Origin of the sequence: Rhizobium sp. 768_B6_N1_8 (assembly GCF_051811225.1) — a bacterium.
Classification (GTDB): Bacteria; Pseudomonadota; Alphaproteobacteria; order Rhizobiales; family Rhizobiaceae; genus Rhizobium.
Map to the genome: position 1 here is coordinate 129,121 of NZ_JBPWPV010000002.1, position 25,706 is coordinate 154,826.

The window sequence follows — 25,706 nt, forward strand, 5'->3', positions numbered from 1 at the left end:
TGGAGGTCCGCGTATCGAACGATCCTCATAGATTTGATCCTGGTAATTTCGCGAGAGGGCACACCATGTATCGCAACGCTCGCCGGTGGGCTTCGCGCTCACTCATGATGGATTCGTGGGTTCCCCGGTGGCTGGCCGCCAGTGGAAAGGCAAGGCCGCGCAAGGGCGCCGACCGGCCCGAGGATAGTGCTCAACTTGCGACATCTGCGCAGATAGCGGGTGGAAGCAAAGGGGGTGCTCTTGTCGGCAGCCCCGACAACAGCTTTGCGCTCAGCGGACATGATAACGAACCGAGAACGGAAACGGTCGGCGAAGCAGACGGTCGGGGCGATATCGACCAAGTGTCCCCATCCTTGGCCGAGGCTTTCGCAGCGGCGCGCGAAACGGGTGTTGGAGGCGGAAATTCTGCCGCGTCGGTACTGTCGGCCCATAATCCGGTTTTTGCACCTTTCGAGCGGAACGCGAACGGCGCTGCATTCGGGTCTGCGTCGTCCCTTTATCACACCTATGCTGGCATTAGCACCATGGGCGGCGATCCCCTGGCTCCCTATCTGCCGCAGAGCCCCGCACCGACGGCATCAGGGCAAGGTTCTGCTGCTGCAGCGGGTGCGCGCACTCACTCCGGCAAGGTGGTCATTCTCGAATCGAGCCCGTCAGCAGAGGCGGCTGCACACCACGGTGGATCGAATTCATTGGCGTTTGGCATGCCCTTTGGTGTCTGCGGATGTGGCTATTTTACGTCCCCTACGCGGATTCTCGATTGGGCCCATGGCGGCGCCATGCTTCAACAGGATGGTCAATTGCCGGGGACCAGGCTGACCGAAGGGCCGGACTATACGGCGACGATCAAGCGGGCCATCGGTGCCTCAGTCAGCGACCCGCTTCTTGATCGTGACTTATCCCCGCTCTCGAGCTGGCGCGGAACCGCAAAGTTGACGGGCTCGACGAACTTGAACGGATCGTTGCCCGGCGGCGGAGAAATGGGAACGGCAACCGGCACCAAGGGCGTCGGCATCCTTTCCGGTTCGGTCACCACACCGCCGATCACGCAGCGGTCGTTAACGACGCAAAATCTGGCGGCCGCAGCGGCAGCGGCGCCCGCTAACAAGGTCGTGGCGGAAAACCTGCTGCCGGGCAATCCGGAGAGCGAGTGGGGCATCGATGGGGCCGGCAGCTCCAATATCGAGGGATTTGCGACCGACATCAGTGTCGACAACGGCAAGACGGTCAGCTTCAAGATTGATACGGATTCCAACAATTACCGGATCGATATCTACCGCCTCGGCTATTATGGCGGCATGGGCGCGCGCAAGGTCACGACCATTCAGCACACCGGCGTGCAGAATCAACCAAATCCGTTGCGCAATGCCACGACCGGCACCGTGGATGCCGGCAACTGGGCAGTTTCGGCTTCGTGGACCGTACCTGATGATGCTGTCTCAGGCGTTTATATCGCCAAGCTCGTGAGACAGGATGGCACCTTCGGCGAAAATCAGATTCCGTTCATCGTGCGCGACGATGACAGCCACAGCGATATCGTTTTCCAGACCGCTGACGAGACCTGGCAAGCCTACAATGGCTGGGGTGGCGCAAACTTCTACGGTGGCAACGGTCCGGCGACGGGGCAGGGCGCTGGTCGCGCCTATGCTGTCAGTTACAACAGGCCGATTGCGACCCGTGGTGGGGTTGGCACTTATGCCGGTCCGCAAGACTATCTGTTCGGCGCCGAATATGCAGGCATCTACTGGCTGGAGCAGAACGGCTATGATGTTTCGTACCTGTCGGGTGTCGACGTCGACCGCTATGGCAGCCTGCTGCTCAATCACAAGACCTATGTTGATGCCGGACATGACGAATATTGGTCTGGACAGCAGAGGACCAATGTCGAAGCTGCACGCGATGCAGGTGTCAACCTGATGTTCTGGAGCGGTAACGAGGTCTATTGGCGTACCCGTTGGGGCAACGCCTATAGCGCCGACGGCACGCCTTATCGGACCCTTATTTCCTACAAGGAGACATGGTCGCCCGGCGCCAGCATCGACCCTTCCAACGAATGGACGGGCACGTTCCGCGATCCGCGTCTCAGCCCACCGGCTATCGGCGGCGGAAACCCGGAAAACTCGCTGACCGGGCAGCTGTTCAAGGTCGATGATGTCGGCAGCAATCTCAGCGCGATCACGGTTGGATATGACGATGCCAACCTGCGTTTCTGGCGCAATACGAGCGTTTCCAATCTCCAGCCCGGCCAGACGGCAACGTTAACCAAGAACTATCTGGGCTACGAGTGGGACGAAGCGACCGATAACGGCTTCGATCCGGCTGGTCTCGTCAAGCTGTCTTCGACGACGCTTCCGGTCAGCACCTATTTGCTCGATTACGGAAACACGACCGGCAACGCGACCGCGACCCACAATCTGACGCTTTATCGTGCACCGAGCGGTGCATTGGTGTTTGGCGCCGGTACTGTCTACTGGACATGGGGCTTAAGCAACAATCACGATAATGAGGCGACCCCGACCGATCCCCGCGTGCAGCAGGCAATGGTCAATTTGCTGGCCGACATGGGCATTCAGCCTGGGACGCTGCAATCCGGGCTCGTCGCCACGACCGGCTCCACGGATCATGTTGCACCGACTTCCATCATCACGGCGCCGTCAACGGCGACTGTTGGCTCCACAGTCACGATTACAGGTACCGCCACAGACACGGGCGGCGGGGTCATTGCCGGCGTCGAGGTCTCGACCGACAATGGGGCGAGCTGGCATCCGGCGACAGGCGATGAGAACTGGACCTATACCTGGTCGCCGCAGATCGCGGGCAATTACACGATCCGCTCACGGGCCGTCGACGACAGCATCAATCTTGAAGCGCCCTCGGCAGGACGCACCGTCACCGTGACCGGCGCGAGCTTTTACTCTCTCTTCGGCGCGGCGACGCCTGCTGTCGTCAACACCGACGATACGTCAGCCGTCGAGCTCGGGGTCAAATTCCAGACCTCCGTGGCAGGGACCGTTACCGGCATTCGTTTCTATAAGGGCAGCCAGGACACCGGCACGCATACCGGCTCACTCTGGTCGAGCACGGGTACGCGGATTGCGACCCTCACCTTCACGAACGAGACTGCCAGCGGCTGGCAGACTGCCTATTTCACCAGCCCGGTGACCCTGACGGCCGGACAGACCTACACGGCGTCCTACCATACGAACACCGGCCACTATTCGACAACCGCCAGCTACTTCGTCTCCAATGTGACGAGCGGCCCCCTGACGGCTCCAGCCAGTGGCAACGGCGTATATACCTATGGGAGCGCCAGCCTGTATCCCACGAGCACCTTCGAGTCGACGAACTATTGGGTCGATGTGATGTTCACCACGCCGAGTTCGAACACGACGCCGACGGCGGTTGCTGACGCAGGTGACGCGACCGAGAAGGGTGGCATTGCCAATGGTTCGGGTGGTGTGGTTGCGAGCGGCAATGTGCTGACCAACGACACCGATCCGGATGCCGGTGACACCAAGACGGTCACGGCCGTCGTCTTCGGCGCGACATCAGGCACGCTCGGTTCGGCACTGAACGGCACCTATGGCAGTCTCGTGCTCAGCGCATCGGGCGTCTATAGCTATGCCGTCAACGAGACCAATGCCGCCGTCCAGGCGCTGCGCCAGTCGACCAACACGCTGAGCGATGTGTTCAGCTACACGATGCGCGACGCTGCCGGCGCCACCGCCACGGCAAACCTGACCATCACCATCCATGGCGCCAACGACGCACCGGTGCTCGCCGTCCAGACGACCACTCAGAACGCCACCGTCGGCTCTGCCTTCTCCTTCGTGCTGCCGACCACCACCTTCACTGATGTCGACAGCACCGAGACGCTGACCTATACGGCAACTGCTGCCGATGGCACGGCGCTGCCCGCCTGGCTGGCCTTCAACGCCACGACACGGACATTCTCTGGCACGCCGACGACATCAGGCACTTACGGCGTCAAGGTGACGGCGACAGACCTCGGCGGCCTTGCGGCCAACGAGAGCTTCAACATTGCCGTGTCGACGCCTGGCAACACGACGCCGACGGCGGTTGCTGACGCAGGTGACGCGACCGAGAAGGGTGGCATTGCCAATGGTTCGGGTGGTGTGGTTGCGAGCGGCAATGTGCTGACCAACGACACCGATCCGGATGCCGGTGACACCAAGACGGTCACGGCCGTCGTCTTCGGCGCGACATCAGGCACGCTCGGTTCGGCACTGAACGGCACCTATGGCAGTCTCGTGCTCAGCGCATCGGGCGTCTATAGCTATGCCGTCAACGAGACCAATGCCGCCGTCCAGGCGCTGCGCCAGTCGACCAACACGCTGAGCGATGTGTTCAGCTACACGATGCGCGACGCTGCCGGCGCCACCGCCACGGCAAACCTGACCATCACCATCCATGGCGCCAACGACGCACCGGTGCTCGCCGTCCAGACGACCACTCAGAACGCCACCGTCGGCTCTGCCTTCTCCTTCGTGCTGCCGACCACCACCTTCACTGATGTCGACAGCACCGAGACGCTGACCTATACGGCAACTGCTGCCGATGGCACGGCGCTGCCCGCCTGGCTGGCCTTCAACGCCACGACACGGACATTCTCTGGCACGCCGACGACATCAGGCACTTACGGCGTCAAGGTGACGGCGACAGACCTCGGAGGTCTGTCGGCCAACGAGACCTTCAATGTCGCCGTATCGACGGCGCCAACGAGCTACAGCCTGTTTTCCGCCTCCAGCACGCCGACCCAGACGAACCTCAACGATGGTCAGCAGATTGAGCTCGGCGTCAAGTTCCAGTCGAACGTTGCCGGCGACATTACCGGCATCAAGTTCTACCGCAGCGCCAATGACAACGGACAGAATGTCGTCGACCTGTGGACCACGACAGGCACCAAACTCGCGACCGCCACCTTCACCAACACCACGGCGAGCGGTTGGCAGACCGTGAACTTTACAACACCTGTCACAATTGCCGCCAACACCAACTATGTCGCCTCCTATCACACCACAGGTGCCTATGTGGCGACTAACAATTTCTATACGGCCGCCGTCACCAGCGGCCCGTTGACTGCCCAGTCGAGTGCGGTGGCCGGTGGCAACGGCGTCTACCGCTATGGCGGATCCGCCACCACAGGCATTTTCCCGAATGCCACCTACAATGCTGCCAATTACTACGCCGATGTGGTCTTCCGCCCGGCATCGACGTCGAACACGACGCCGACGGCGGTTGCTGACGCAGGTGACGCGACCGAGAAGGGTGGCATTGCCAATGGTTCGGGTGGTGTGGTTGCGAGCGGCAATGTGCTGACCAACGACACCGATCCGGATGCCGGTGACACCAAGACGGTCACGGCCGTCGTCTTCGGCGCGACATCAGGCACGCTCGGTTCGGCACTGAACGGCACCTATGGCAGTCTCGTGCTCAGCGCATCGGGCGTCTATAGCTATGCCGTCAACGAGACCAATGCCGCCGTCCAGGCGCTGCGCCAGTCGACCAACACGCTGAGCGATGTGTTCAGCTACACGATGCGCGACGCTGCCGGCGCCACCGCCACGGCAAACCTGACCATCACCATCCATGGCGCCAACGACGCACCGGTGCTCGCCGTCCAGACGACCACTCAGAACGCCACCGTCGGCTCTGCCTTCTCCTTCGTGCTGCCGACCACCACCTTCACTGATGTCGACAGCACCGAGACGCTGACCTATACGGCAACTGCTGCCGATGGCACGGCGCTGCCCGCCTGGCTGGCCTTCAACGCCACGACACGGACATTCTCTGGCACGCCGACGACATCAGGCACTTACGGCGTCAAGGTGACGGCGACAGACCTCGGCGGCCTTGCGGCCAACGAGAGCTTCAACATTGCCGTGTCGACGCCTGGCAACACGACGCCGACGGCGGTTGCTGACGCAGGTGACGCGACCGAGAAGGGTGGCATTGCCAATGGTTCGGGTGGTGTGGTTGCGAGCGGCAATGTGCTGACCAACGACACCGATCCGGATGCCGGTGACACCAAGACGGTCACGGCCGTCGTCTTCGGCGCGACATCAGGCACGCTCGGTTCGGCACTGAACGGCACCTATGGCAGTCTCGTGCTCAGCGCATCGGGCGTCTATAGCTATGCCGTCAACGAGACCAATGCCGCCGTCCAGGCGCTGCGCCAGTCGACCAACACGCTGAGCGATGTGTTCAGCTACACGATGCGCGACGCTGCCGGCGCCACCGCCACGGCAAACCTGACCATCACCATCCATGGCGCCAACGACGCACCGGTGCTCGCCGTCCAGACGACCACTCAGAACGCCACCGTCGGCTCTGCCTTCTCCTTCGTGCTGCCGACCACCACCTTCACTGATGTCGACAGCACCGAGACGCTGACCTATACGGCAACTGCTGCCGATGGCACGGCGCTGCCCGCCTGGCTGGCCTTCAACGCCACGACACGGACATTCTCTGGCACGCCGACGACATCAGGCACTTACGGCGTCAAGGTGACGGCGACAGACCTCGGAGGTCTGTCGGCCAACGAGACCTTCAATGTCGCCGTATCGACGGCGCCAACGAGCTACAGCCTGTTTTCCGCCTCCAGCACGCCGACCCAGACGAACCTCAACGATGGTCAGCAGATTGAACTCGGCGTCAAGTTCCAGTCGAACGTTGCCGGCGACATTACCGGCATCAAGTTCTACCGCAGCGCCAATGACAACGGACAGAATGTCGTCGACCTGTGGACCACGACAGGCACCAAACTCGCGACCGCCACCTTCACCAACACCACGGCGAGCGGTTGGCAGACCGTGAACTTTACAACACCTGTCACAATTGCCGCCAACACCAACTATGTCGCCTCCTATCACACCACAGGTGCCTATGTGGCGACGGACGGTTTCTTCACCAATGCGGTGACAAACGGTCCGCTGACGGCTCAGTCAAGTGCTTTGGCCGGCGGCAACGGCGTCTATGCCTATGGCGGATCCGCAACCGCGGGGCTCTTCCCGACCAGCACATACGATTCAGCGAATTACTATGCCGATGTGGTCTTTCGTCCACAGCTTGCCACATGACGCATCGGAAAGGCGGCTACGAACGGGATTCGAAGGAGGCTCATACGACGCAAATACCGACCGCTCCGAGTGCTCACATTCAAGGCATGCCGATGAACAGCATCGAGCGGCTCCCGGTAACCGTGCTCGCCGGTTTTCTCGGCGCTGGTAAGACGACGCTTCTCAGTCACGTCCTGAACAATCGTGAAGGCTTGCGGGTTGCCGTCATCGTCAACGACATGAGTGAAGTGAACATAGACGCAAGCCTCATTCGAGACGGTAGCTGCAACCTGTCGCATACGACGGAGACATTGGTCGAGCTCAGCAATGGCTGCATATGCTGCACCCTGCGCAACGATCTGCTCACGGAAGTGCGGCGACTGGCCGAAGAGGGGCGATACGACTATCTGTTGATCGAAGGCACCGGCATTGCCGAGCCGCGCCCCATCGCGGCAACCTTTTCCTTCTGCGATGAAAACGGCGTTTCGCTTTCCGATTTTGCCAGACTAGACACGATGGTCACGGTGGTCGACGCTGCAAACCTGTTAGTCGACTACAGTAGCGCCGATCTGCTTGCCGACCGCGGCTTGCAGCGGGACGGTGAGGACCGGCGCACCCTCATCGACCTGCTGGTCGACCAGATCGAGTTTGCCGATGTCGTCGTGATCAACAAGATCTCGGACGCGACTGAAGAGGTCCGCGCGGAGGTCCGCAAGATTGTTGCGTCTCTCAACCCGGATGCGCGTCAGGTAGAGACGGATCTCGGCAGAGTTTCTCTGGCAACCGTTCTCAATACCGGCCTCTTCGATGAAGAAAAAGCCGCCGCACATCCCTTGTGGCACAAGGAATTGTACAGCCCGGGCGAGCATGTTCCGGAAACGGAGGAATATGGGGTATCGAGCTTTGTCTACCGCACGAGGCGCCCCTTCGACCCCAAGCGGTTTCGGGCATTCCTGGACGAGCCCTGGCCAGGGGTGCTTCGCGCCAAGGGCCATTTCTGGCTTGCCACGCGCCCGCGTCACGTAGGCCTTATGTCGGCTGCAGGGGTGCAGCGGCGTTGCGAACCCATGGGGCTCTGGTGGGCGGCCGTTCCGCGACAAGACTGGCCGAGCCATCAGCAGTTTCATCAGCACCTGCAGAGCCGATGGGACAGCGCCTGGGGCGACCGCCGGCAGGAACTGGTGTTCATCGGGGTTGGCATGGACGAGACAGGTGTGCGGACCGCATTGGACGACTGCCTCGCCAGTGCGGACCCGCGCGAATGGTCAGCTCTCGAAGATCCGTTCCCGGCCTGGTAGCGCGCCAGGTTGCAACGTTTGCGCCACGAACGCATGGACGCGAGAGTTCACGGCCTGTGCCGAGATGCCTCAGTCGTCGAGATAGCGTTCGGTCAAGCGTGCCCACATCGCGGCACCCACCGTCAGGGATTTGTCGGCAAAGTCGTATTTGGCACTGTGCAGGATCGCGGATTCCACACCGTTGCCGAGCCGCAGGAAGCTTCCGGGCTTGTGCTCGAGGAAGTGCGAGAAGTCCTCACTGCCGGGGATGAGGTTGCAGAGAGCTACCTTGTCAGCACCGACGAGTTCTTCTGCGACCATGCGGGCGAATTCCGTTTCCGCTTCCGAATTGACGACCACGGGGTGACCGCGAGTGTATTCGATTTCGGCGGCTGCGCCGTAACCGTCGGCGATCGTTTCGGCGAGCCTGCGGATCCTGACCTCCAGCGTCTCGCGCACCTTCGGGTCGAAGGAGCGAATGCTGAGCAGCAGTTTTGCACTTTCGGGGATGACGTTTGCGGCCTCGCCGGCATGGATCGCCCCGACCGTGACGACCGCGGTTTGTGTCGGATCGATGCTGCGGGAAACGACCGATTGCAGGCTGACGACGAGGTTGCAGGCAACGACCACCGGATCGACGGTCAGATGCGGCCGCGAGGCGTGGCCACCCTTGCCCTTGATGATGATCTCAGCGCTGTCGGCAGCCGCCATCAGCGGGCCCGACCGCATCAGCCAGGTGCCTTCGGGTGCGCCCGGATGATTGTGCAGACCAAAGATAACGTCGAAGGGAAAGCGTTCGAACAGCCCGTCAGCGATCATTGCGGGCGCACCACTCAGCGGACCTGCCTCCTCGGCCGGCTGGAAAATGAGATTGACTGTCCCGTTGAAGCGGCGCGTGCGTGCCAGATATTCGGCCGCACCGAGAAGTATCGTCGTGTGGCCGTCATGTCCGCAGGCATGCATCTTGCCGGCAACCGTGCTGGCATAGGGGCGGCCGCTCTCCTCGGTGATCGGCAGAGCGTCCATGTCGGCGCGGATGGCGATGCTCTTCTTTCCGGCGCCGACCGTCATGCGCGCAACCACGCCATGGCCGCCGACGTTGCGGGTGACGTCATACCCCCAGGATTCAAGCTTTTCGGCAACAAAACGCGCGGTCTCGGCCTCCTCGAAGGAGAGCTCTGGATGAGCGTGCAGATGCCGGCGGACAGCCGTCAGCTCCGCTTCCATCGGTTCGAAATCGGAGAGGCGGGCAAAATCATTGTCGAGGGACATGGCAATTCCAGTTTCATGGGCGCGGTATCGCCGGCCGGCTCACGGTAAAGCCAGCCCGCAGGGCAAGAGCATGGAGGAGCCGCCGCGCTAGATAAAGCGCGACAGGAAACTTCTGGTGCGGGGGTGCTGCGGGTTGCCGATCACGTCCTCCGGCTTGCCTTGTTCCACGACCTTGCCGTCATCCATGAAGACGACGCGGTCGGCCGCTTCCCGCGCGAAACCGATCTCGTGAGTGACGACGATCATCGTCAGACCCTGGTTTGCAAGATCCCGCATGGTGGCGAGAACCTCGCCGACCAGCTCGGGGTCGAGTGCCGAAGTCGGCTCGTCGAAGAGCATCAGCTTCGGCTTGATGGCGAGCGCGCGGGCAATCGCCACGCGCTGCTGCTGGCCGCCGGAAAGCTGGCGCGGATAGCTGTCGGCCTTGGCCGAAAGCCCGACCCGTTCCAGGAGCCTCAGCGCATTTTCGGTCGCAACCTTGCGGCTCTCACCGTGGATGCCGACCGGTGCCTCGATGATGTTCTGCAGCGCCGTCATATGCGGGTAGAGATTGAACTGCTGGAACACCATGCCGATCTTGCGGCGCTGCAAGGCGATCGCGTGGTTCGACAGCTGCAGCAGCCGGTCCTTATGCAGGCGGTAGCCGATCTGTTCACCATCCACCTCGATTGAACCCTGGTTGATGGATTCGAGGTGGTTGATACAGCGCAGGAACGTCGATTTGCCGGAGCCGGAGGGGCCAAGGACGACGACGACCTCGCCGGGCGCGACGTCGAGATCGATACCCTTCAGCACTTCCAGATCCGCGAAGGACTTGTGGACATTGCGTGCCTTGACGAGAGGCTCGATAGTGGAGATCGCGTTCATGCGCCTGCCTCCGTTGCCTGTGCCATGACAGCCGTTTCCTTTGCAGGTTTGGCGGCGCCCGTGCGGCGATCGCCGCGGCTGTAATAGCGCTCGATATAGGCCTGGCCGATGTTCAGGAGCGACGTGATGAGCAGGTACCAGAGAACGGCAACCAGCAGCATCGGCACGATCTCGAAGGTGCGGTTGTAGATCGACTGCACCGAATAGAGCAGATCGGCCATGGCGATGACGCTGACGAGCGAAGTCGCCTTGATCATGCTGATCAGCTGATTCCCGGTCGGCGGAACGATCGAGCGCATGGCCTGCGGAATGATGATGCGGCGAAGCGCGCGGATGCGCGTCATGCCGAAGGCTTCCGCCGTCTCGAACTGACCCTTGTCTACCGAAAGCAACCCGCCGCGAATGATTTCGGCCATGTAGGCGGACTCATTGAGCGCGAGACCGGCGATCGCGGCCGTCATCGGGCTGATCACCGAGTTCGTATCCCAGCTCATGAAGGTCGGGCCAAAGGGAATGCCGATCGACAGCGTCGGAAACAGCGTCGAAAGATTGTACCAGAAGATCAGTTGTACCAGGAGCGGCGTTCCGCGGAAGAACCAGATGAACAGCGAGGCGAGCGAGCTTGCCAGCCGATCGCTGGACATTCTCGCGACGGCCAGCACGAGGCCGAGCGCGATGCCGATGATCATCGCGACGACCGTCAGGCCGAGCGAGACGTAAAGGCCGCTGATGACGGTCGGGTCGAAGAAATATTGAGTGACGACCGGCCAGCCGAAATTCTCGTTATGCGCGACCGACCAGGCCCAATAGGCGGCGATCGCAAGCGTGATGGCCCAGGCCGCAACGCGGCCTTTGGGGAAGGGCTTGTGGGCATGAGCCACATCCCGGCTTCTCGCATCGCCGGAGGGCGATGCGAGTGTTTGCGTTTGTGTGCTCATTTCGGAAGCGTCCCACCGAGGTTGATGCCGGGCTCCTTGATCATATTGTTCTCAAGGCCCCACTTCTTCATGATCGCGGCATAGGTGCCGTTGTCCATCAGCACTTTGACCGCATCGCGCAGGACTGGGCCGAGCGGCGAGCCCTTCGCGACAACCGCGCCCTGATAGAGATTCTCAAAACCGTTCTTCTGTCCCACACCAGTCAGTTCCAGCTGACCGTTGGCCTGCGACACGAAATAGGTGAGCGGCGCCTGGGAGGAGAAGAAGGCATCCGACCGCTTGGAACGGACGGCAAGGATCGAGCTCGGCTGGTCGGTGAAGGACTGCACCTCGATCGCGCCCTTGCCATCGGTCTTGCACTTTTCGGCCTGCACCTGGATGACCTTTTCGGCCGAACCGCCGGCCATGACGGCGATGCGGTTACCGCAGGCGGTATCGAGCGAGGTGATGCCCTTCGGATTGCCCTTCTGCACCGAGAAGACCACAAATTCCTGCACCCAATCGACGAAGTCGTTGGATTCCTCGCGGCTCTTGAAATCGCCGACGGGACCGAAGGCAAACTGATAGCGGCCCGAATTGACGCCAGCCAGCAGCGCCGGCAGACCGCCCACGGTCTCATGCTCGATCTCGACGCCGAGAACCTGGCCGAGCGCGTCGGTCAGATCGGCGCTGGCGCCGCTCATCTCGGTGCCCGTGACGATTTCATAGGGAGGAAACGAGCCATTGTTGACGGAGATCATCTTGCCAGACGTGCGGATCGCTTCGGGCAACTGCGCATGAAGCGCGTCGTTGACGGAAAGCTTGGGCAGGGCCGCATCTTCAGCGAAGGCCGTTCCCGAGATCACCACGCTCGTCAGAGCAAGGCATGCAATTTTCCTGATCGACATTGTTCATTTCCCCTGTTTGGTTCGAATTTATGGTTTCGTGTTGCGTTCACCCGATGCGGCTACCGTCCACATCGAAGGAGAAGAGGTCTTCCGGCGTCATCAGCTGCGGCAGGATGCCCTGGACGTGAAGCTCGCTGGCGAAGTCGGCGATCATCTTGCGGTTGACCGCAAAGCCGCTGGCCTCCCAGCCGAGCGGAAGCTCGGCTGCCGACTTCAAGAGTTCGTCCATCATGAAGGGCGAGGTGTCGGCGTATTTGCGGCGTTTGCTCAGCCACATCCGCTGCGATTCATCGATCAGCTTGCTGAGCTCTTCGATCACCCACGGGTTCTGCGCGACGATGTCCGCTTTGATGCCGATCAGATGCATGCCGGGAACATAGCCCACATCATCGAAATATCGACGTTCGGCACCTCTGAAATCGGAAACGACTTGCCGGAACGGCGATCCTCCGCCGAAGTAGCCGTCAGGCATGAAAGGCGTGAAGATCGCATCAAGGAAGCTTTCCTTGAGCAGGTCGACCATGGGGCGCTCGCCAGGAGCCGCTTCGATGCGGCCGGGCCGGCCGAACCCGTCTAGGCGATCGACGACCGGATGCGCTTCCGTCAGGCGGCCCGCATACCACATGGCATCCTCGACGCCGACGCCCTCGCGGCGCAGTGCTGCTCTGGTCCAGGTGTTTCCGGAGTCGCGCCATCCGGTGACGCCGATACGCTTTCCGGCCAGTTGGCCGAGTTCGGTGATGGGGCCGTCCTTGCGGGTGATGATGCAGCGGTGACGGAAGCCGCGCATGATGAAGTTCGGAATGCCGACGACGCTCTCGTCACCATCAATGCGCAGCTGCGTATAGCGGCTGAAGGACATTTCCGCGACATCGTAGTGGTCGCTTTTTCCGAGATGCGAGAGCAATGTGCCGACGCGGTCGACCTTGAGGTCAAGCTTGGGAGAGGAGACATCGCCGAGAACCAGGGGCGTCATGTAGTCCCAGTCACGGAGGGCAAGTCGGAGGCTAAGGGGCATCGGCATTCACTCGCAAAGACCTTGTTTTCGGAACAATTAAATGTTCAAAATTATCTGATCAAATGTTATTACGTTATTGAACATTAAAAGTGGCGATTAAATGAGCGATATTGTCGACGCGGCATGGTTTGCCCAAAAATTGACCGATCGGACAATTCGAGGAATTGCGATTGAAACCAGTGCCTTGATCCGCGCCGGGGCGCTCCCCGTCGGAACGAAGCTGCCACCGATCCGCGATCTCGCCTTTGCGCTCGGGATCAGTCCGGCGACGATCTCCGAGGCCTGGAGCGAGCTGAGACGCCAGAAAATCATTACCGGCAGGGGACGGAACGGCACCTGGGTGAGCGGCGATCGTTTCGTGGCGAAACCCGAACGGCTCGGCAGTTCCGGCCGTTATGGAGCCGACGTCCTCGACCTGACATCGGCCGTGCCGGATGTCCGGCTTTTGCCAAAGCTTACCGAAGCCATGGCCTACGGAGCGTCGGCCGAAAATCTCAACAGCTACGAGCGAAGCCGCATTCTTCCGGAACTCGAAGAGGCTGTCCGAAAGACTTGGCCATACGAACCGGAGGCATTGCTGGCGACGAACGGAGGCTATAATGCGGTCTACACGCTTATCCAGGCGCTCGTCATGCCCGGTGCGTCCGTTGCAATCGAAGATCCGACCGCCATGCGGCTTCTTGATATTCTGGAGGACCGCGGCGTGCAGATCATTCCGGTCCAGTGCGATCGGGAAGGGCCGCTGCCTTCGTCTCTCGAGGCCGCAATGAAGCTGCGGCCGGTCGCCTTCATTTTCCAGCCGCGGCTTCATTCGGTGACCGGCCAGCACGTCAGCAGCGAGCGGTTGCAACGACTTGGAGACATTCTCGACGGCACGGACACCTTGATCGTCGAAGATGACGGCATTGCCGACATTTCCACGGCTCCGCGTCATTCGCTCGGTGGCCGGTTTGCCGACCGGACCATTCACATTCTCTCCTATTCGAAGACGCATGGTCCGGATCTCAGGCTTGCTGTGCTTTCAAGCTCGCGGGCGATCGTCGAACAGATCCAGTCCTACCGTAGCTTCAGCGCCGGCTGGACAAGCCGCATCCTTCAGGCGGCCACCGCCTGGCTTCTGCGGGATCCCGTGACGCAAACCTCGCTGCAACACTCTCGCGATATCTATTTCCAGCGTCGGGCCGATCTGGTCGACGCCCTGGGGGGACGTGGGATCGAAGTGCAACATGGGAGCGGCCTGTGTGCCTGGGTGCCGGTCGCATCCGAACCTTTCGCGATGGTCACGCTGGCGGCGCGAGGTATTGCGGTTCATCCCGGTGCTAAATTTTCCATCCTTCCAAGCGCACATCTTCGCGTGGCGACAGCCATACTGTCTGATCGGCTAAACGACGTGGCCGACTCGATTGCGCTGGCCGCCAGCCCGGCCTAGCCTTCGGTGCTTCTCCAGCTATCCCAACACTTCACCGCGTTTGGAGACGCCGGCAGATCCGCGGTACTGCGCCGCGAGCTTCCGGCAGGCGCGAAGGGTCAGGGCCATGACGGTCAAGGTCGTACCCGCCGTTCCGCCGCCGGCAAAGGCGCTCGCGTCGGTCACAAGAAGATTGGGCACGTCCCAGCTCTGGTTCCATCCGTTGAGGACGGAGTTTTCCGGCGAAGTGCCCATGCGCGCCCCGCCGCTTTCATGGATTGCCGCACCCATGCACATGGTCTTTCGGAACCACTTGCGGAACAGGAAACGGCTTAAAGGATCGGCATCCGGGAAGGCGCCGCGGCCCATTTCTCTCAGGCCAAGCGGGGATCCGATGAAGTCGAGCTCGCCGCCGGCACTCTTCACCATGTCGATCAGGGTCATTTCCTGCTTGCGGATCAGTTCCTGCTCGGGCTCATGCATGACGCAGCGGATGTGCGGTACCGGAATGCCCCAGGCATCCTTGCGGCTGGCATCGAGAGTGATGCGATTGTCGGCGTGCGGCAGCATCAGGCCGAAGCCGAAGAAGGCAAGGCTCGATGGCTCGTTATCGCCGACCGGCGCGCGGCCGACGCTGCCCTGATAGGCGAAGTCGCCGCGCGGCGCCTTTCCTTCCACATTGTCGAAGCGCGGGACGAAGATCCCGCCCGACGGATTGTAGAACGGGTCCTGCGGGGCCGAATCGTCATGCGACCAGCCACGGGCAGGCGCAAAGGTTCCAAAGGCCAGACAAGGCAGCTGGTCCATGAAATAGCGACCGAGCGTGCCCGAACTATTGCCAAGCCCGTTCGGGTGCCTTGCCGATGCCGAATTCAGGAGCAGGCGAACGCTTTCGATCGGCGAGGCGCAGAGGACGACGTTTTCGGCCTTGACCGCATGGACGCTGCCGGAATTGCGATCAACGTATTCTGCGCCCGTCGCCCGACCGGTCTTCGCATCCGTGGTAATGCGGCGCACGATCGCATCGTGGCGGATGGTCAACTTGCCGCTGGCGAGCGCTTCGCGCAGCGGGCGCGGCACGCGCTCGGCGTCCGGCGCGATATAACGCCAGGATAAGACATGCCGTTCGGGCGCCTGGCTTTCGACAGTCTTCTTGAAGAGCTCTTCGGCCGGTGTCAGCTTGGCGGGGCGGGAATAGACGCCGTCCGGCAAGGTCGAGACATGATCCTGATTGCCGTAGAGGCCAAGCTGGCTTTCGGCTTCGGCATAGAAGGGGGCTAGTTCGTCATAGGAGACGGGCCAGTCGACGCCGCGGCCGCTGCGGCTTTCAATCTTGAAATCGTCGTCGCTCCAGCGCAGCAGCACGCGCCCGAAACTGTGCAGTCGCCCACCCGACTGCCGGCCGCGGATCCACAGGAAGGGTTCGCCGCGCGGCGTGGTATAGGGGTTATTCCGGTCATTGACGAAGAAGCGGCTGAAGCGCTCGGTGAAGAAGGCGGCACGCGCCTGCACCGGCTGGCCCTTGATGGTCGCCCGTGCGCGCTCCCAGATATTGATGGCGCTTGCGGGCGGTTTCTTGCGGGTGGGATCGAAATCTTTCTTGCTGATCTCAGGGCCGGCTTCGAGAAGCAGGACGGATAGACCATTGGCCGTCAATTCCATGGCAGCAAAGGAGCCGGCCGCGCCGGAGCCGATCACCAGCGCATCATACACTTTCTCAGACACGTCGTTCAAAACCTGACTTCATCAATGGAATGGGACGGGCAGCGCGATCTCTCTGCTGCCGGGAGAGCACGGCTCAGAGGCGATTGCCGTCGCTCGCAAAAAGCGATGCCTTGGAGAGATCGAGACCGATGCCGATGACATCGCCCGGTTGGAGCGAGAGATCGCCCATCACCCGCAGCGACAGGGTCGTGTCTTTCCAGGTGAGCCAGACAACCGTATCGGAACCCATCGGCTCCAGGACTGAGACGGCTGCATGAAGCGCGGTGTCCCCGGCTTCCGGTCGGATACTCAGATGTTCCGGACGCACGCCAAGCGTTACCGGGCAGGCTTGCGGCCTTGCGGCAAAAGCGTAACCAGACATGTCGAGGGTGAGATCGCCCGCCTTGAACAGCACCTTTTCGCCGTCCTGTTCGATGCTGCCTTGAATGAAATTCATCGAGGGCGCGCCGATGAAGCCGGCGACGAAGAGATTGGCAGGCCGGTGATAGATCTCCGCAGGTGTGCCCAATTGCTGGATTACGCCATCGCGCATGATGGCGATGCGATCGGCAAGTGTGAGCGCCTCTACCTGGTCGTGGGTGACGTAGATCATCGTGTTGCCGAGCTGCTGGTGCAGCTTCTTGATCTCGACGCGCAGCTCGTTGCGCAGTTTGGCATCGAGGTTCGACAGCGGCTCGTCGAACAAGAAGACGTCGACTTCGCGCACCAGCGCGCGGCCGATCGCAACGCGCTGGCGCTGGCCGCCGGAAAGCTCGGCCGGGCGGCGGTCGAGCAGCTTTTCAAGATGCAGGAGCGATGCCGCTCGCTCGACCCGGCTGTCGATTTCCGGCTTCGGCAGGCCCGCGACCCTGAGGCCGAAGGAGAGGTTCTTGCGAACCGACATGCGGGGATAGAGCGCATAGGACTGAAACACCATGCCGATGCCACGGTCCTTCGGTTCTTCCCAGGTAACGTTTTCCCCCGAAATCCAGATTTCCCCATCGGTGATGTCGGAAAGACCGGCGATCGCGTTCAGCAAGGTCGACTTGCCACAGCCGGACGGGCCGAGCAGGACGAGGAATTCCTTCGGTGCGATATCGAGCGACATTTGCTCGATCACCGTATGGTCGCCGTAGCTGATCTTCAGGTCCTTGATGGAAACAGCAGAGTGCATTCAGCCTTACCCCTTGACGGCGCCGGCCGCGATCCCGCGGACGAACCAGCGTCCGGACAGGAAATAGATGGCGAGCGGAATGATGGCGGTGAGGATGGTGGCCGCCATGTTGACGTTGTAGTTGCGCTCGCCCATCGTCGTATTGACGATGTTGTTGAGCTGTACTGTCATCGGCAGATTGTCGCGTCCGGCAAAGACGACGCCGAGCAGGAAGTCGTTCCAGATGCCCGTGAACTGGAACATCGAGGCGACCACGATCATCGGAAGCGCCATCGGCAGCATGATCTCGATGAAAATCCGCCAGAAGCCGGCGCCATCGACGCGCGCTGCCTTGAAGAGTTCTTCTGGAATGGTGACGAAGTAGTTGCGGAAAAGCAGCGTCACCAGCGGCAGGCCAAACAGCACATGCACGAGAATAATGCCGCCGAGGCTGTTGTAGAAGCCCATCACCGCCATGGCGCGCACCAGCGGATAGAGAAAGATCTGGTAGGGCACCAGAGCGCCGGCCATCAGCAGGCCGAACATCAGGCGTCCTGCCTTCGGGCGCCAGAAGGAAAGTGCATAACCGTTGATTGCGCCGATCAGGACGGAGATGACAACGGCCGGCACGGTGATCTTCACCGAATTCAGGAAGCCCATGCGCACGCCGGTGCATTCGCTCCCGGCACAGGCGCCGGCCCAGGCCGTCTTCCAGGCGGTAAAATCCAGGTGCAGCGGCAGGGCAAAAATCTGCCCCAGCCGGATCTCGTCCATGGTCTTCAGCGACGTGACGATCATCACGTAAAGCGGCACGGCGAAGAACAGCGCGGCGGAGATGAGGAAGGCGTATAGGCCGATGCGGGCTGCGGTGATCTGCGTCGGCCTAGGGCCGCGGGGATGGATCATAGCGTACCTGCCTGGCGCCGGGCGCGGATATGTTGGGCATAGCGGAAGGGTGCGACGATGATCAGCACGGTTAAAAGCAGGACGGTCGCCGCTGCTGTCGCAAGGCCGAGATTCTGACGCTGGAACAGATTGTCCATGATGAACTTCGCCGGCACCTCTGTTGCCGATCCCGGTCCGCCATTGGTGAGCGCCACAACGATATCATAGGTCTTGATCACGCCCATGGAGAGCAGCGTGCCGGCCGCCGCAAAGGCCGGCGTCAGTTGCGGCAGGATGATCGAAACATAGGTGCGCCAGACGGGAATGCCGTCGATGCGGGCAGCGCGCCACTGCTCGCCATCGATGCCGCGCATGCCGGCCAGCACAAGGATCATGACGAGGCCCGCGCCCTGCCAGAGGGCCGCGATCACCACTGCATAGATCGCAAGATCGCGGTTGATGATCCAGTCGAAGGAAAAACCCTGCCAGCCAAGCGCACGCACGCTTGCCTGAACGCCGAGCGTCGGGTTCATCATCCATTGCCAGATTAGGCCGGTGACGACGAAGGACATGGCATAGGGGTAGAGGAAGATCGTCCGGAAGGCGCTTTCGAAGCGTACCTTGCGATCGAGGGCGGCGGCAAGCAGGAAGCCGATAAACAGGCAGCCAAAGACGTAAAGCACGCCGAAGATGATGAGGTTCTGGAAGGAGATCAGCCATTTGGCAGTCTGAAACAGTTTGGAATATTGCTCGAACCCGACGAAGTTCCATGACGGGAACAGCCGCGAATTGGTGAAGGACAGGGTCACCGACCAGACCATGGTGCCGAGGTAGACGACGACCACCGCAGCCCAGGTCGGGATGAGAGCGATGAGCGCCGCCTTCGAGCGGTTATGCTTCCGTTTCATCAGTGCATCTTTGCAAGGGGCTTCGAAAGTCGCCTGCACCAGTGATGCGGTGCAGGCGACAGGCTTGTCCGATCTTACTCGAAGATCGCGGCGAACTGCGCAGCCGATGCATCGACATCAGCGGACGGATTGGCCCAGAATTCGCCGATGAAGTCTGTCAGAGCGCCCACCTGCTCCGGCGTCGTGGTGATGGCGTGTTCGGGAACGATCTTGCCCTCGGCCATGAAGGCCATGCCCTTCTGGGTGCAGGCGTCGAACTTGGACTTGTCGACATCGATGCGTGCGGGGATCGAGCCCTTGTTCAGCGAGAATTCGACTTGAACTGCGGGGTCCATGACGACCTCGGCAAGCAGCTTCTGCGCTGCGTCCTGGTTGGCGTCGTTCGTCTTCAGATAAGCGAAAGCGTCGGAGATATAGATCAGGCCTGGGGAAGCGGGAGAGATGGCGCAGCCGAAATCCTTGTCGGCGACTTTGCCGGCAGCCGTGAATTCGCCCTTGGCCCAATCACCCATGAACTGCACGCCGGCCCTGCCAGTGATAACCATGGCGGTGGCGTCGTTCCAGTTGCGGCCGGCAGAGCCTTCATCGACATAGGCCCGCATTTTGCCGAAGATTTCGAGAGCTTTCTTGACGCCGTCGGAGGTCAGGGCTGCCTGATCCTTTTCGGCATAGATCTTCATGAAGCCGTCCATGCCCACCTGGGACAGGAGCACCATGTTGAAGACCTTCACCTCCTGCCAGCCTTGGCCGCCCCAGCCGATCGGTGTCAGGCCTGCGGCCTTCAGCTTGTCCATGTCGGCGAAGAAGGTGTTCCAGTCCTTGGGCTCTTCGGTGATCCCGGCCTTGCTGAAGGCGTCCTTGGAATAGAACATCCAACTTTCACCGTGGATACCGGTCGGCGTCAGATAAACTTTGCCGTCATAGGTGATGTAGTCATAGAGTGCCTTCGGAAGCGCATCCTTCCACTTGCCGGCAGCCGCCACTTCATCCATCGGGTTCATCAGGCCCTGCTCGATGAATTCGGCCGGATCCTTGCCGACGACGACCTGTTTTGCGGTCGGAGGATCACCGGCGACGAGGCGGTTCTGGAATGCGGCATTGGCATTTTCGAAGCCGGCAATCGTGGAGCTCTCCCACACACCGCCGCGCTTTTCGAATTCCTTCTTGATGGCCTCGACGGCGCGGCCCTCGCCGCCTGATGTCCAGGAGGTAAAGACCTCGGCCTTCAGCCTGTCGTCTGCATTCGCAAGGCCGGCAGCACCAAGCAGCATGGTACCGGCGAGCAGGAGCGTCATTTCCTTCATTGTTCCACCTCTTGAATAGGCCCTCTTTGCGGGGCCGTTTGGTTGCAAGCTACGGTTAGCGATAGATCGGCAGCAGCGCCTGCCGCACGAGGGTCAGACCGTTGGCAATGTCGCCAACGGGATCAGCTGCGGCGTCGAGTTCGAGAATTGCCCAGCCATTGAACTGGCGATCCCGCAAGAGGCGGATCCAGGCCGGCCAGTCGACGCGGCCAAGGCCGAAGCCGCAGAAAAAGGGACGGTGGCGCTCGTGGATGTCGGTGCCGATCGGCGTGTCTGCCGGCATTTTGCCGACCGCATCCTTCCAGTGGGCGATGATCATGCGCTCGTGATGGCGATCGACGAGCTGGATCGGGTCGGAACCCTCGAGAATGATATGCGCCGTGTCCGGGCACATGTGCACATAAGCCGGATCCGTCAGCAGCATCAGAAGATCGACGTCGCGGGCAGCGGCAAAGATCGAATGCGCTTCCGTATGCACGGCGAGCTTGACACCCTTCTTGTAAAGGGTGGCTCCGAGCCGATTCAGGAAATCGGCGATGATCTTGGCCTGTTCGAAATCGCGGAAACGCACGGGCTCTTCACCTGGCGTCTGACGCATCGGTGCGCCAATGACCATGATATCGCCGCCGCAGGCCTTGATGAAATCGGCATATTGTTCGGCCTTGGCGATGATGGCTGCCTGCGCGGCGGCCTCGGTAAAGTCGCCCGATGCCTCCAGCTCCGCGAAGAAGCCGGATGCGAGCTGGAGCCCGCGGGCAGAAAGCTCGGCGCCGAAGGTCTCCACAGACCCGTAGGTCTTGATCGCATCCTGCCAGTTGAACGGAGAGAAGGTCAGCTCGACACCGGTCACGCCCGAGGCCTGGATGCTATCGAGGATCTCGTCCCAGAACTGCCGCGGCTGAGACTTCGCGTGTTCGATGATTGCGTCATAGCTGTCGACGCCCCAGAAGCCCGGGTGAAAGAAGGTGACCAGGTCCACACCAAAACGCAGATTGTCACTCTCAGCCATTATTCAGCCCCTTCATCCAGGCATAGCTCATCCGTCGCGAAGAGTGTCTCGCGCGTCGAATTTTATCCAGTAAATTCAATGTTTTGGCAATTGGCAATCGATTGCCATGCCTGGATATTAGTCAAGCCGATAAAATATGCAACGCTTTTCTTCGAGTTTTTGGCAATCGTTTGCTATAACGGGATTCGTGAGCCGAACAGGGTTTGGTTGCACTGGGCTAAGTGGATGGAATGATGAAGAAAACCGAAGATAGCCTATCCACAGAGGGATCATCCGCCCTGATGGCCGATGTCGCACGTCTGGCGGGCGTCGCAACTTCCACAGTCAGCCGCGCTTTGGCCAATCCGGGGCGGGTCAACGAAAAGACCAGAGCAAGGATTGCAGCCGCAGCAGAACAACTCGGCTATACGCCCAATGCCGCTGCCCGCAACCTGCGTGTCGGCAAGTCGAACGTCATTATGATCATCCTGCCGGGCTCGCTGCATTATGGCGCATCCCAGATCATTCCCCAGGTTCTGGAGGCCGTGAATCGCACTGTTATCCGCAACGGCTATAATCTGATGATCGCCAACCTCGATCGTGACGAAAGTTCCGAGCGGCATATCCTTGATCTTGCCTTCGGAGGGACGGTGAGGGGCGCGCTGATCCTGTCATCGCAGCTGCCGGTAGTCGCCAACAGATCGCTTGCCGAGGCGGGACTGCCGATCGTTTCGCTTCTGCTCGACATGAGCGATACTTCTGTTCCGAGCATCATCACCAATGACAGACAGGCTGTGAAAGAGGCTGGTCGGGAGCTCCTGGCGCTCGGGCACCGCCATTTCTTCTACATCGCCGGCCCGACGGGCAACTATCACGACATCGAACGCTATGCCGGTCTCGTCGAAGCCTTGCAGGAAGCGGGGCTTTCCGAACAGCATGTCACGCGCGCCGGTGGCCAATTCACCTTCCAATTTGGCTTTGAAACGGGTCTGCAGGCTGCCGAAGACTTTGCAAAGCTCGATGAAAAGCCGACCGCTGTCGTGGCGACGAGCGACGACATGGCAATCTCCTTCATGAGCAAGGTTCAGAAGATGGGATGGCGCGTACCTGAGGACCTGTCGATCGTCTCGTTCGACGGATCTCCGGTCTGCGAATATTGTGCGCCCCCGCTCTCAACGATCGAGCAACCCATGGAGGCTCTCGGGGAGACCGCGACAGAATTCCTGATTGCCAGGATGGAAAAGTCGGATGAAAGGCGAGAACTGCGCGTCGTCATTCCGAGCCGGTTCATTCGCCGTGAAAGTATCGCGGTGAACTCGAAATTGACAACCTGACTTTATTCTCGCGATCGGCTCTCTCTGAATTGTTTGGGTGCAGCTTTCGGCTGACCGCATCGACAGGCGCGAAATCACCTGCCGAGTCTCAGTTCGTTTCTGCGAACATTGTTTCCGCGCCTACGAATCTTGGATGAGAGGACATTCAACGACCTTTAGTGAAACAACGACTGAGGCATTGGCCACAGGGCCGATCAGTGCAGCTCGATATTCATGTCCGCGAGCAACGGCTCCAAACCGGGAAGATCGGCATCCGTCGCCCTGCGCAGCTCCCGCGTAACCGCCGTCAATGCCAGATCGAGAGACTGAGCGCCCAGTTCGATCTTCAAATCTTCCGCCACCGCCTTTGCATAAGTGATCATCCGAGCCAAAGCCATGAGCTCGTCAAGATCATCCATGTCTGCCGCCGCTGCGTGCTGAAGTTTTCCCGACCCTATGACCGTCATATCAATTCTCCAGATTGCATAAATGACCATAGGGACAGTTCGGTACTAAAGTGCGTGAAAAACGCGTGAAACACTTTATAGGTGCAATTGGATCCTGGCTTTTGAGCGGGCTAGTTGTTCGGACCAAAGCGTGGTTTTCCTGAATTCCCAATGGCGATTTATCGGCACGCGCTGATCATCCGCATCGCGAACAACTTCGAGGAGAGCCAGGGCATCGAGCCGCTTCTGATCGATTGCGTGGGTCTTCACCATGTTCAGCCAATGCGGCTTTTGCGATGCCGGTATTGCCGCGCATGTGCGAACGATGAGAGCCCAGCTTCTCTTCTTGAAGAAGAGATTTGCCGCGGTTTGTTCGAGAGCCAGGCGAAAGGCTTTATCAAAGAGCTGCAGCCTTTCCATCTCGTCCAAAGTGCTTCTCACATTGACCATCGGCACGGTCAGCGGTCTGCCGCCCAGCTCCATCGGTTCGTGCAAAAGCGCGACATCGGCGTCATCGACGATGGTTCCGCTGACATAGTCGTTGAAAATCCGGCCAACGCCGATCATTCCAAATGCTTGGCATTCGGCGGCGCGCAAGGCACCCATGCTGGCCGCGCCCAGAACCGTGACATTGAGGGAGAGAGCGAAGAGAATTTCCTTATGCCAAACCGGTGCGGTATTTTCAAAGCCGCCGTCGACCAAACCGATGACGTTTGCGCCATCTTCCACCGCCCTTAACACATCTCCCTGAACAGCGGGCGGCCTCAGAACGATATCCGTCGCGGCGTGGCTTGCTGCGTTAGGCAAGCTCGGGCCGATGAAGACGACCTTCACCAGCGCATCGCCCTTGCAAGGGCACGTTGGCCGAAACGATGGAGCCTGTTGCCCTCGGGGTTCTCAAGATCGGGTATGAATATCTTCACCACCGAAAATGGCAGGTTTGCAGGTGTCAGAGGAAGGGCAATCACCGAGCCGATTCCGCCGGCGCGAAGTCGCGTCAGCAGGTCATGCAGCAGGACGGATATGTTTCGAGCCGGTCTTGTGATGGTGGCCGCAGATACAGAAGCAGGGACGGCAAGAAAGGTGGTGCGGGTTTGTGCCGGAAGCGGCGTTGTGAACAATTCGGGCCAGACATCGTCGCGGGCGCCGCTGATATAAGTCAGTCTAGACTGAAGCGCTTCCGTTACGGCGCGGATTGCCGCCCGCACGGCCCAGGGATGTGCGCCGCTGCCGCTGGTGACCTCGACGAACCGGAGCGGCACTTTGCCGTCGATCGCTGATGGGGCGACGAGTGCGGTATAGCAGGGGATACCGATATCGCTCGTGATCTCGAAGAGTTTCAAGATGAGCCCGGCGGCCTCGATCCTGTCGATCAGGCCTGAGAGCGCTGCGTCGGCAAAACTCCTGGGATCGACGCAGCATGCGCAGCGCTTGTCATCGCTCAAAATCTGCCAAAGCACATGGGCATCGCGTTCGATGCGCTCCAGAATGCCATGGAATATTGCTTCTTCCAAGGTGTTGCCCGAGGCAAGACCATCCGACGACATCCAGAACCGGTTCTGCCGCGTTCGGTCGAGGAGGGCGGCATCCTGCGGAACATGGATCGGCTGGTCGTGAAGCAACTCGCTTGCCAGGCTCCAGACCAATTCCTCGTCTTCGCCCACGACCTGCTCGCCGCTTGCGATCAGGCAATCGAGCGGTTCGACGCAATCGCCCCGGCGTCGCAGGTCTCGTGCCGACGAAACCGTAGTTATGGTGACGGGTTCGCCCGCCACCGCGCGTTCCAGGGCCTCCATCGCCGCCGAGACTTTGGCGTCGATATCCTCAAGTCCCTTGCCTTGGGCGATGACAATGGAGCGGGAGTTCGGTGTATAGGCGCACCAGACCGGAAGACCGACACAATCAAGATCAGTCTGTCGTGACAGGCGCGTGATGCCCATTGCCTCTAAATAAGGAGCGACACGGGACAATGTGTCCCGCGGCGCCATTGTTCGGTCGGAATAAAGATCGGAATGACCGGTCAGCGTCGCGAGCCTTCAGCCATCCACGTGGCCGGAGAAGACCGTATCAGCCGAGGAGACGGCAATTGCGAAATCGACATTCTTGATGAATACGCCGCCGGCGTCGCGCTGCTTGACGGCTGCCGCCAGATCGCCGCTGGCAGGCACCTGGACCGGTGTTACGGTGCCCGCGTCGATATCCACGAGCCAGAGCCCCTTGTCGCCCGATACACCCAGTACAACAACTTTTGCCATAATA

General features: G+C 60.7%; 19 protein-coding genes. 4 read left to right on the forward strand and 15 right to left on the reverse strand.

Annotated elements, in window-relative coordinates:
- The first annotated feature begins 65 nt into the window (after positions 1-65).
- Together AB8B33_RS24885 and AB8B33_RS24890 are read left to right on the forward strand one after the other, a co-directional pair.
- On the forward strand, positions 66-7,100 hold the full coding sequence (locus tag AB8B33_RS24885; protein WP_439017394.1) for a DUF4082 domain-containing protein: 7,035 nt from the start codon (positions 66-68) through the stop codon (positions 7,098-7,100).
- 92 nt (positions 7,101-7,192) lie between these two features.
- Positions 7,193-8,377: a GTP-binding protein gene (locus AB8B33_RS24890; RefSeq protein ID WP_439017395.1), complete on the forward strand. Its 1,185-nt coding sequence runs from the start codon at positions 7,193-7,195 to the stop codon at positions 8,375-8,377.
- A gap of 69 nt (positions 8,378-8,446) precedes the next feature.
- Here the strand turns inward: AB8B33_RS24890 and AB8B33_RS24895 are convergent, their stop codons facing one another.
- The 5 genes from AB8B33_RS24895 to AB8B33_RS24915 all read right to left on the reverse strand — a co-directional run bounded on the left by AB8B33_RS24895 (position 8,447) and on the right by AB8B33_RS24915 (position 13,338).
- Positions 8,447-9,628, reverse strand: coding sequence for a M20 aminoacylase family protein (locus AB8B33_RS24895; RefSeq protein WP_113323822.1), 1,182 nt, complete (start codon positions 9,626-9,628; stop codon positions 8,447-8,449).
- Between the two features lie 87 nt (positions 9,629-9,715).
- Positions 9,716-10,495 (reverse strand): amino acid ABC transporter ATP-binding protein, encoded by a 780-nt coding sequence (locus tag AB8B33_RS24900; RefSeq protein WP_113323821.1) that lies wholly within the window; start codon positions 10,493-10,495, stop codon positions 9,716-9,718.
- A complete protein-coding gene (locus tag AB8B33_RS24905; protein WP_439017396.1) occupies positions 10,492-11,433 on the reverse strand; it encodes an amino acid ABC transporter permease in 942 nt (313 codons plus the stop codon). The genes AB8B33_RS24900 and AB8B33_RS24905 overlap by 4 nt, the downstream gene beginning before the upstream one ends.
- Positions 11,430-12,320 carry an ABC transporter substrate-binding protein gene (locus tag AB8B33_RS24910; protein WP_439017397.1) on the reverse strand — a complete coding sequence of 297 codons (891 nt, stop codon included), beginning with the start codon at positions 12,318-12,320 and terminating at the stop codon, positions 11,430-11,432. The genes AB8B33_RS24905 and AB8B33_RS24910 overlap by 4 nt, the downstream gene beginning before the upstream one ends.
- 46 nt (positions 12,321-12,366) lie before the next feature.
- On the reverse strand, positions 12,367-13,338 hold the full coding sequence (locus tag AB8B33_RS24915) for a nitrate ABC transporter substrate-binding protein (RefSeq protein ID WP_439017398.1): 972 nt from the start codon (positions 13,336-13,338) through the stop codon (positions 12,367-12,369).
- A 100-nt stretch (positions 13,339-13,438) separates the two neighbouring features.
- On the opposite strand from AB8B33_RS24915, the gene AB8B33_RS24920 reads away from it, so the two are divergent.
- Positions 13,439-14,767, forward strand: coding sequence for a PLP-dependent aminotransferase family protein (locus tag AB8B33_RS24920; protein WP_439017399.1), 1,329 nt, complete (start codon positions 13,439-13,441; stop codon positions 14,765-14,767).
- A gap of 18 nt (positions 14,768-14,785) precedes the next feature.
- Here AB8B33_RS24920 and AB8B33_RS24925 read toward each other — a convergent pair whose 3' ends face one another.
- From AB8B33_RS24925 to AB8B33_RS24950, 6 genes are all read right to left on the reverse strand, one after another.
- A complete protein-coding gene (locus tag AB8B33_RS24925; RefSeq protein ID WP_439017400.1) occupies positions 14,786-16,471 on the reverse strand; it encodes a GMC oxidoreductase in 1,686 nt (561 codons plus the stop codon).
- Positions 16,472-16,544: 73 nt separating this feature from the next.
- Positions 16,545-17,624 carry a sn-glycerol-3-phosphate ABC transporter ATP-binding protein UgpC gene (locus AB8B33_RS24930; RefSeq protein WP_113324020.1) on the reverse strand — a complete coding sequence of 360 codons (1,080 nt, stop codon included), beginning with the start codon at positions 17,622-17,624 and terminating at the stop codon, positions 16,545-16,547.
- A gap of 6 nt (positions 17,625-17,630) precedes the next feature.
- Entirely contained in the window at positions 17,631-18,509 is an 879-nt protein-coding gene (locus AB8B33_RS24935) for a carbohydrate ABC transporter permease (protein ID WP_113324019.1), read from the reverse strand.
- A complete protein-coding gene (locus AB8B33_RS24940) occupies positions 18,506-19,396 on the reverse strand; it encodes a carbohydrate ABC transporter permease (RefSeq protein ID WP_113324018.1) in 891 nt (296 codons plus the stop codon). The genes AB8B33_RS24935 and AB8B33_RS24940 overlap by 4 nt, the downstream gene beginning before the upstream one ends.
- Before the next feature lie 74 nt (positions 19,397-19,470).
- On the reverse strand, positions 19,471-20,700 hold the full coding sequence (locus AB8B33_RS24945; protein WP_439017401.1) for an ABC transporter substrate-binding protein: 1,230 nt from the start codon (positions 20,698-20,700) through the stop codon (positions 19,471-19,473).
- 55 nt (positions 20,701-20,755) lie between these two features.
- Entirely contained in the window at positions 20,756-21,709 is a 954-nt protein-coding gene (locus AB8B33_RS24950; protein ID WP_439017402.1) for a sugar phosphate isomerase/epimerase family protein, read from the reverse strand.
- Between the two features lie 233 nt (positions 21,710-21,942).
- Here AB8B33_RS24950 and AB8B33_RS24955 point away from each other — a divergent pair, with 233 nt between their 5' ends.
- Positions 21,943-23,022 carry a LacI family DNA-binding transcriptional regulator gene (locus AB8B33_RS24955; protein ID WP_310382717.1) on the forward strand — a complete coding sequence of 360 codons (1,080 nt, stop codon included), beginning with the start codon at positions 21,943-21,945 and terminating at the stop codon, positions 23,020-23,022.
- Between the two features lie 194 nt (positions 23,023-23,216).
- Here AB8B33_RS24955 and AB8B33_RS24960 read toward each other — a convergent pair whose 3' ends face one another.
- The 4 genes from AB8B33_RS24960 to AB8B33_RS24975 form a co-directional block, all read right to left on the reverse strand.
- Positions 23,217-23,468, reverse strand: a complete 252-nt coding sequence (locus AB8B33_RS24960; protein ID WP_439017403.1) for a hypothetical protein — start codon at positions 23,466-23,468, stop codon at positions 23,217-23,219.
- A gap of 75 nt (positions 23,469-23,543) precedes the next feature.
- Positions 23,544-24,281 (reverse strand): TfuA-like protein, encoded by a 738-nt coding sequence (locus AB8B33_RS24965; protein ID WP_439017404.1) that lies wholly within the window; start codon positions 24,279-24,281, stop codon positions 23,544-23,546.
- Entirely contained in the window at positions 24,278-25,435 is a 1,158-nt protein-coding gene (locus AB8B33_RS24970) for a YcaO-like family protein (protein WP_439017405.1), read from the reverse strand. Before AB8B33_RS24970 ends, AB8B33_RS24965 begins: the two co-directional genes overlap by 4 nt.
- A gap of 48 nt (positions 25,436-25,483) precedes the next feature.
- Positions 25,484-25,702, reverse strand: a complete 219-nt coding sequence (locus AB8B33_RS24975; protein ID WP_310382211.1) for a hypothetical protein — start codon at positions 25,700-25,702, stop codon at positions 25,484-25,486.
- Positions 25,703-25,706: the final 4 nt, after the last annotated feature.

Coding starts and splice junctions, on each gene's coding strand:
- AB8B33_RS24885 (WP_439017394.1), top strand. CDS start 66: ATGTATCGCAACGCTCGCCGGTGGGCTTCGCGCTCACTCATGATGGAT.
- AB8B33_RS24890 (WP_439017395.1), top strand. CDS start 7,193: ATGAACAGCATCGAGCGGCTCCCGGTAACCGTGCTCGCCGGTTTTCTC.
- AB8B33_RS24895 (WP_113323822.1), bottom strand. CDS start 9,628: ATGTCCCTCGACAATGATTTTGCCCGCCTCTCCGATTTCGAACCGATG.
- AB8B33_RS24900 (WP_113323821.1), bottom strand. CDS start 10,495: ATGAACGCGATCTCCACTATCGAGCCTCTCGTCAAGGCACGCAATGTC.
- AB8B33_RS24905 (WP_439017396.1), bottom strand. CDS start 11,433: ATGAGCACACAAACGCAAACACTCGCATCGCCCTCCGGCGATGCGAGA.
- AB8B33_RS24910 (WP_439017397.1), bottom strand. CDS start 12,320: ATGTCGATCAGGAAAATTGCATGCCTTGCTCTGACGAGCGTGGTGATC.
- AB8B33_RS24915 (WP_439017398.1), bottom strand. CDS start 13,338: ATGCCCCTTAGCCTCCGACTTGCCCTCCGTGACTGGGACTACATGACG.
- AB8B33_RS24920 (WP_439017399.1), top strand. CDS start 13,439: ATGAGCGATATTGTCGACGCGGCATGGTTTGCCCAAAAATTGACCGAT.
- AB8B33_RS24930 (WP_113324020.1), bottom strand. CDS start 17,624: ATGCACTCTGCTGTTTCCATCAAGGACCTGAAGATCAGCTACGGCGAC.
- AB8B33_RS24935 (WP_113324019.1), bottom strand. CDS start 18,509: ATGATCCATCCCCGCGGCCCTAGGCCGACGCAGATCACCGCAGCCCGC.
- AB8B33_RS24940 (WP_113324018.1), bottom strand. CDS start 19,396: ATGAAACGGAAGCATAACCGCTCGAAGGCGGCGCTCATCGCTCTCATC.
- AB8B33_RS24945 (WP_439017401.1), bottom strand. CDS start 20,700: ATGAAGGAAATGACGCTCCTGCTCGCCGGTACCATGCTGCTTGGTGCT.
- AB8B33_RS24950 (WP_439017402.1), bottom strand. CDS start 21,709: ATGGCTGAGAGTGACAATCTGCGTTTTGGTGTGGACCTGGTCACCTTC.
- AB8B33_RS24955 (WP_310382717.1), top strand. CDS start 21,943: ATGAAGAAAACCGAAGATAGCCTATCCACAGAGGGATCATCCGCCCTG.
- AB8B33_RS24960 (WP_439017403.1), bottom strand. CDS start 23,468: ATGACGGTCATAGGGTCGGGAAAACTTCAGCACGCAGCGGCGGCAGAC.
- AB8B33_RS24970 (WP_439017405.1), bottom strand. CDS start 25,435: ATGGCGCCGCGGGACACATTGTCCCGTGTCGCTCCTTATTTAGAGGCA.
- AB8B33_RS24975 (WP_310382211.1), bottom strand. CDS start 25,702: ATGGCAAAAGTTGTTGTACTGGGTGTATCGGGCGACAAGGGGCTCTGG.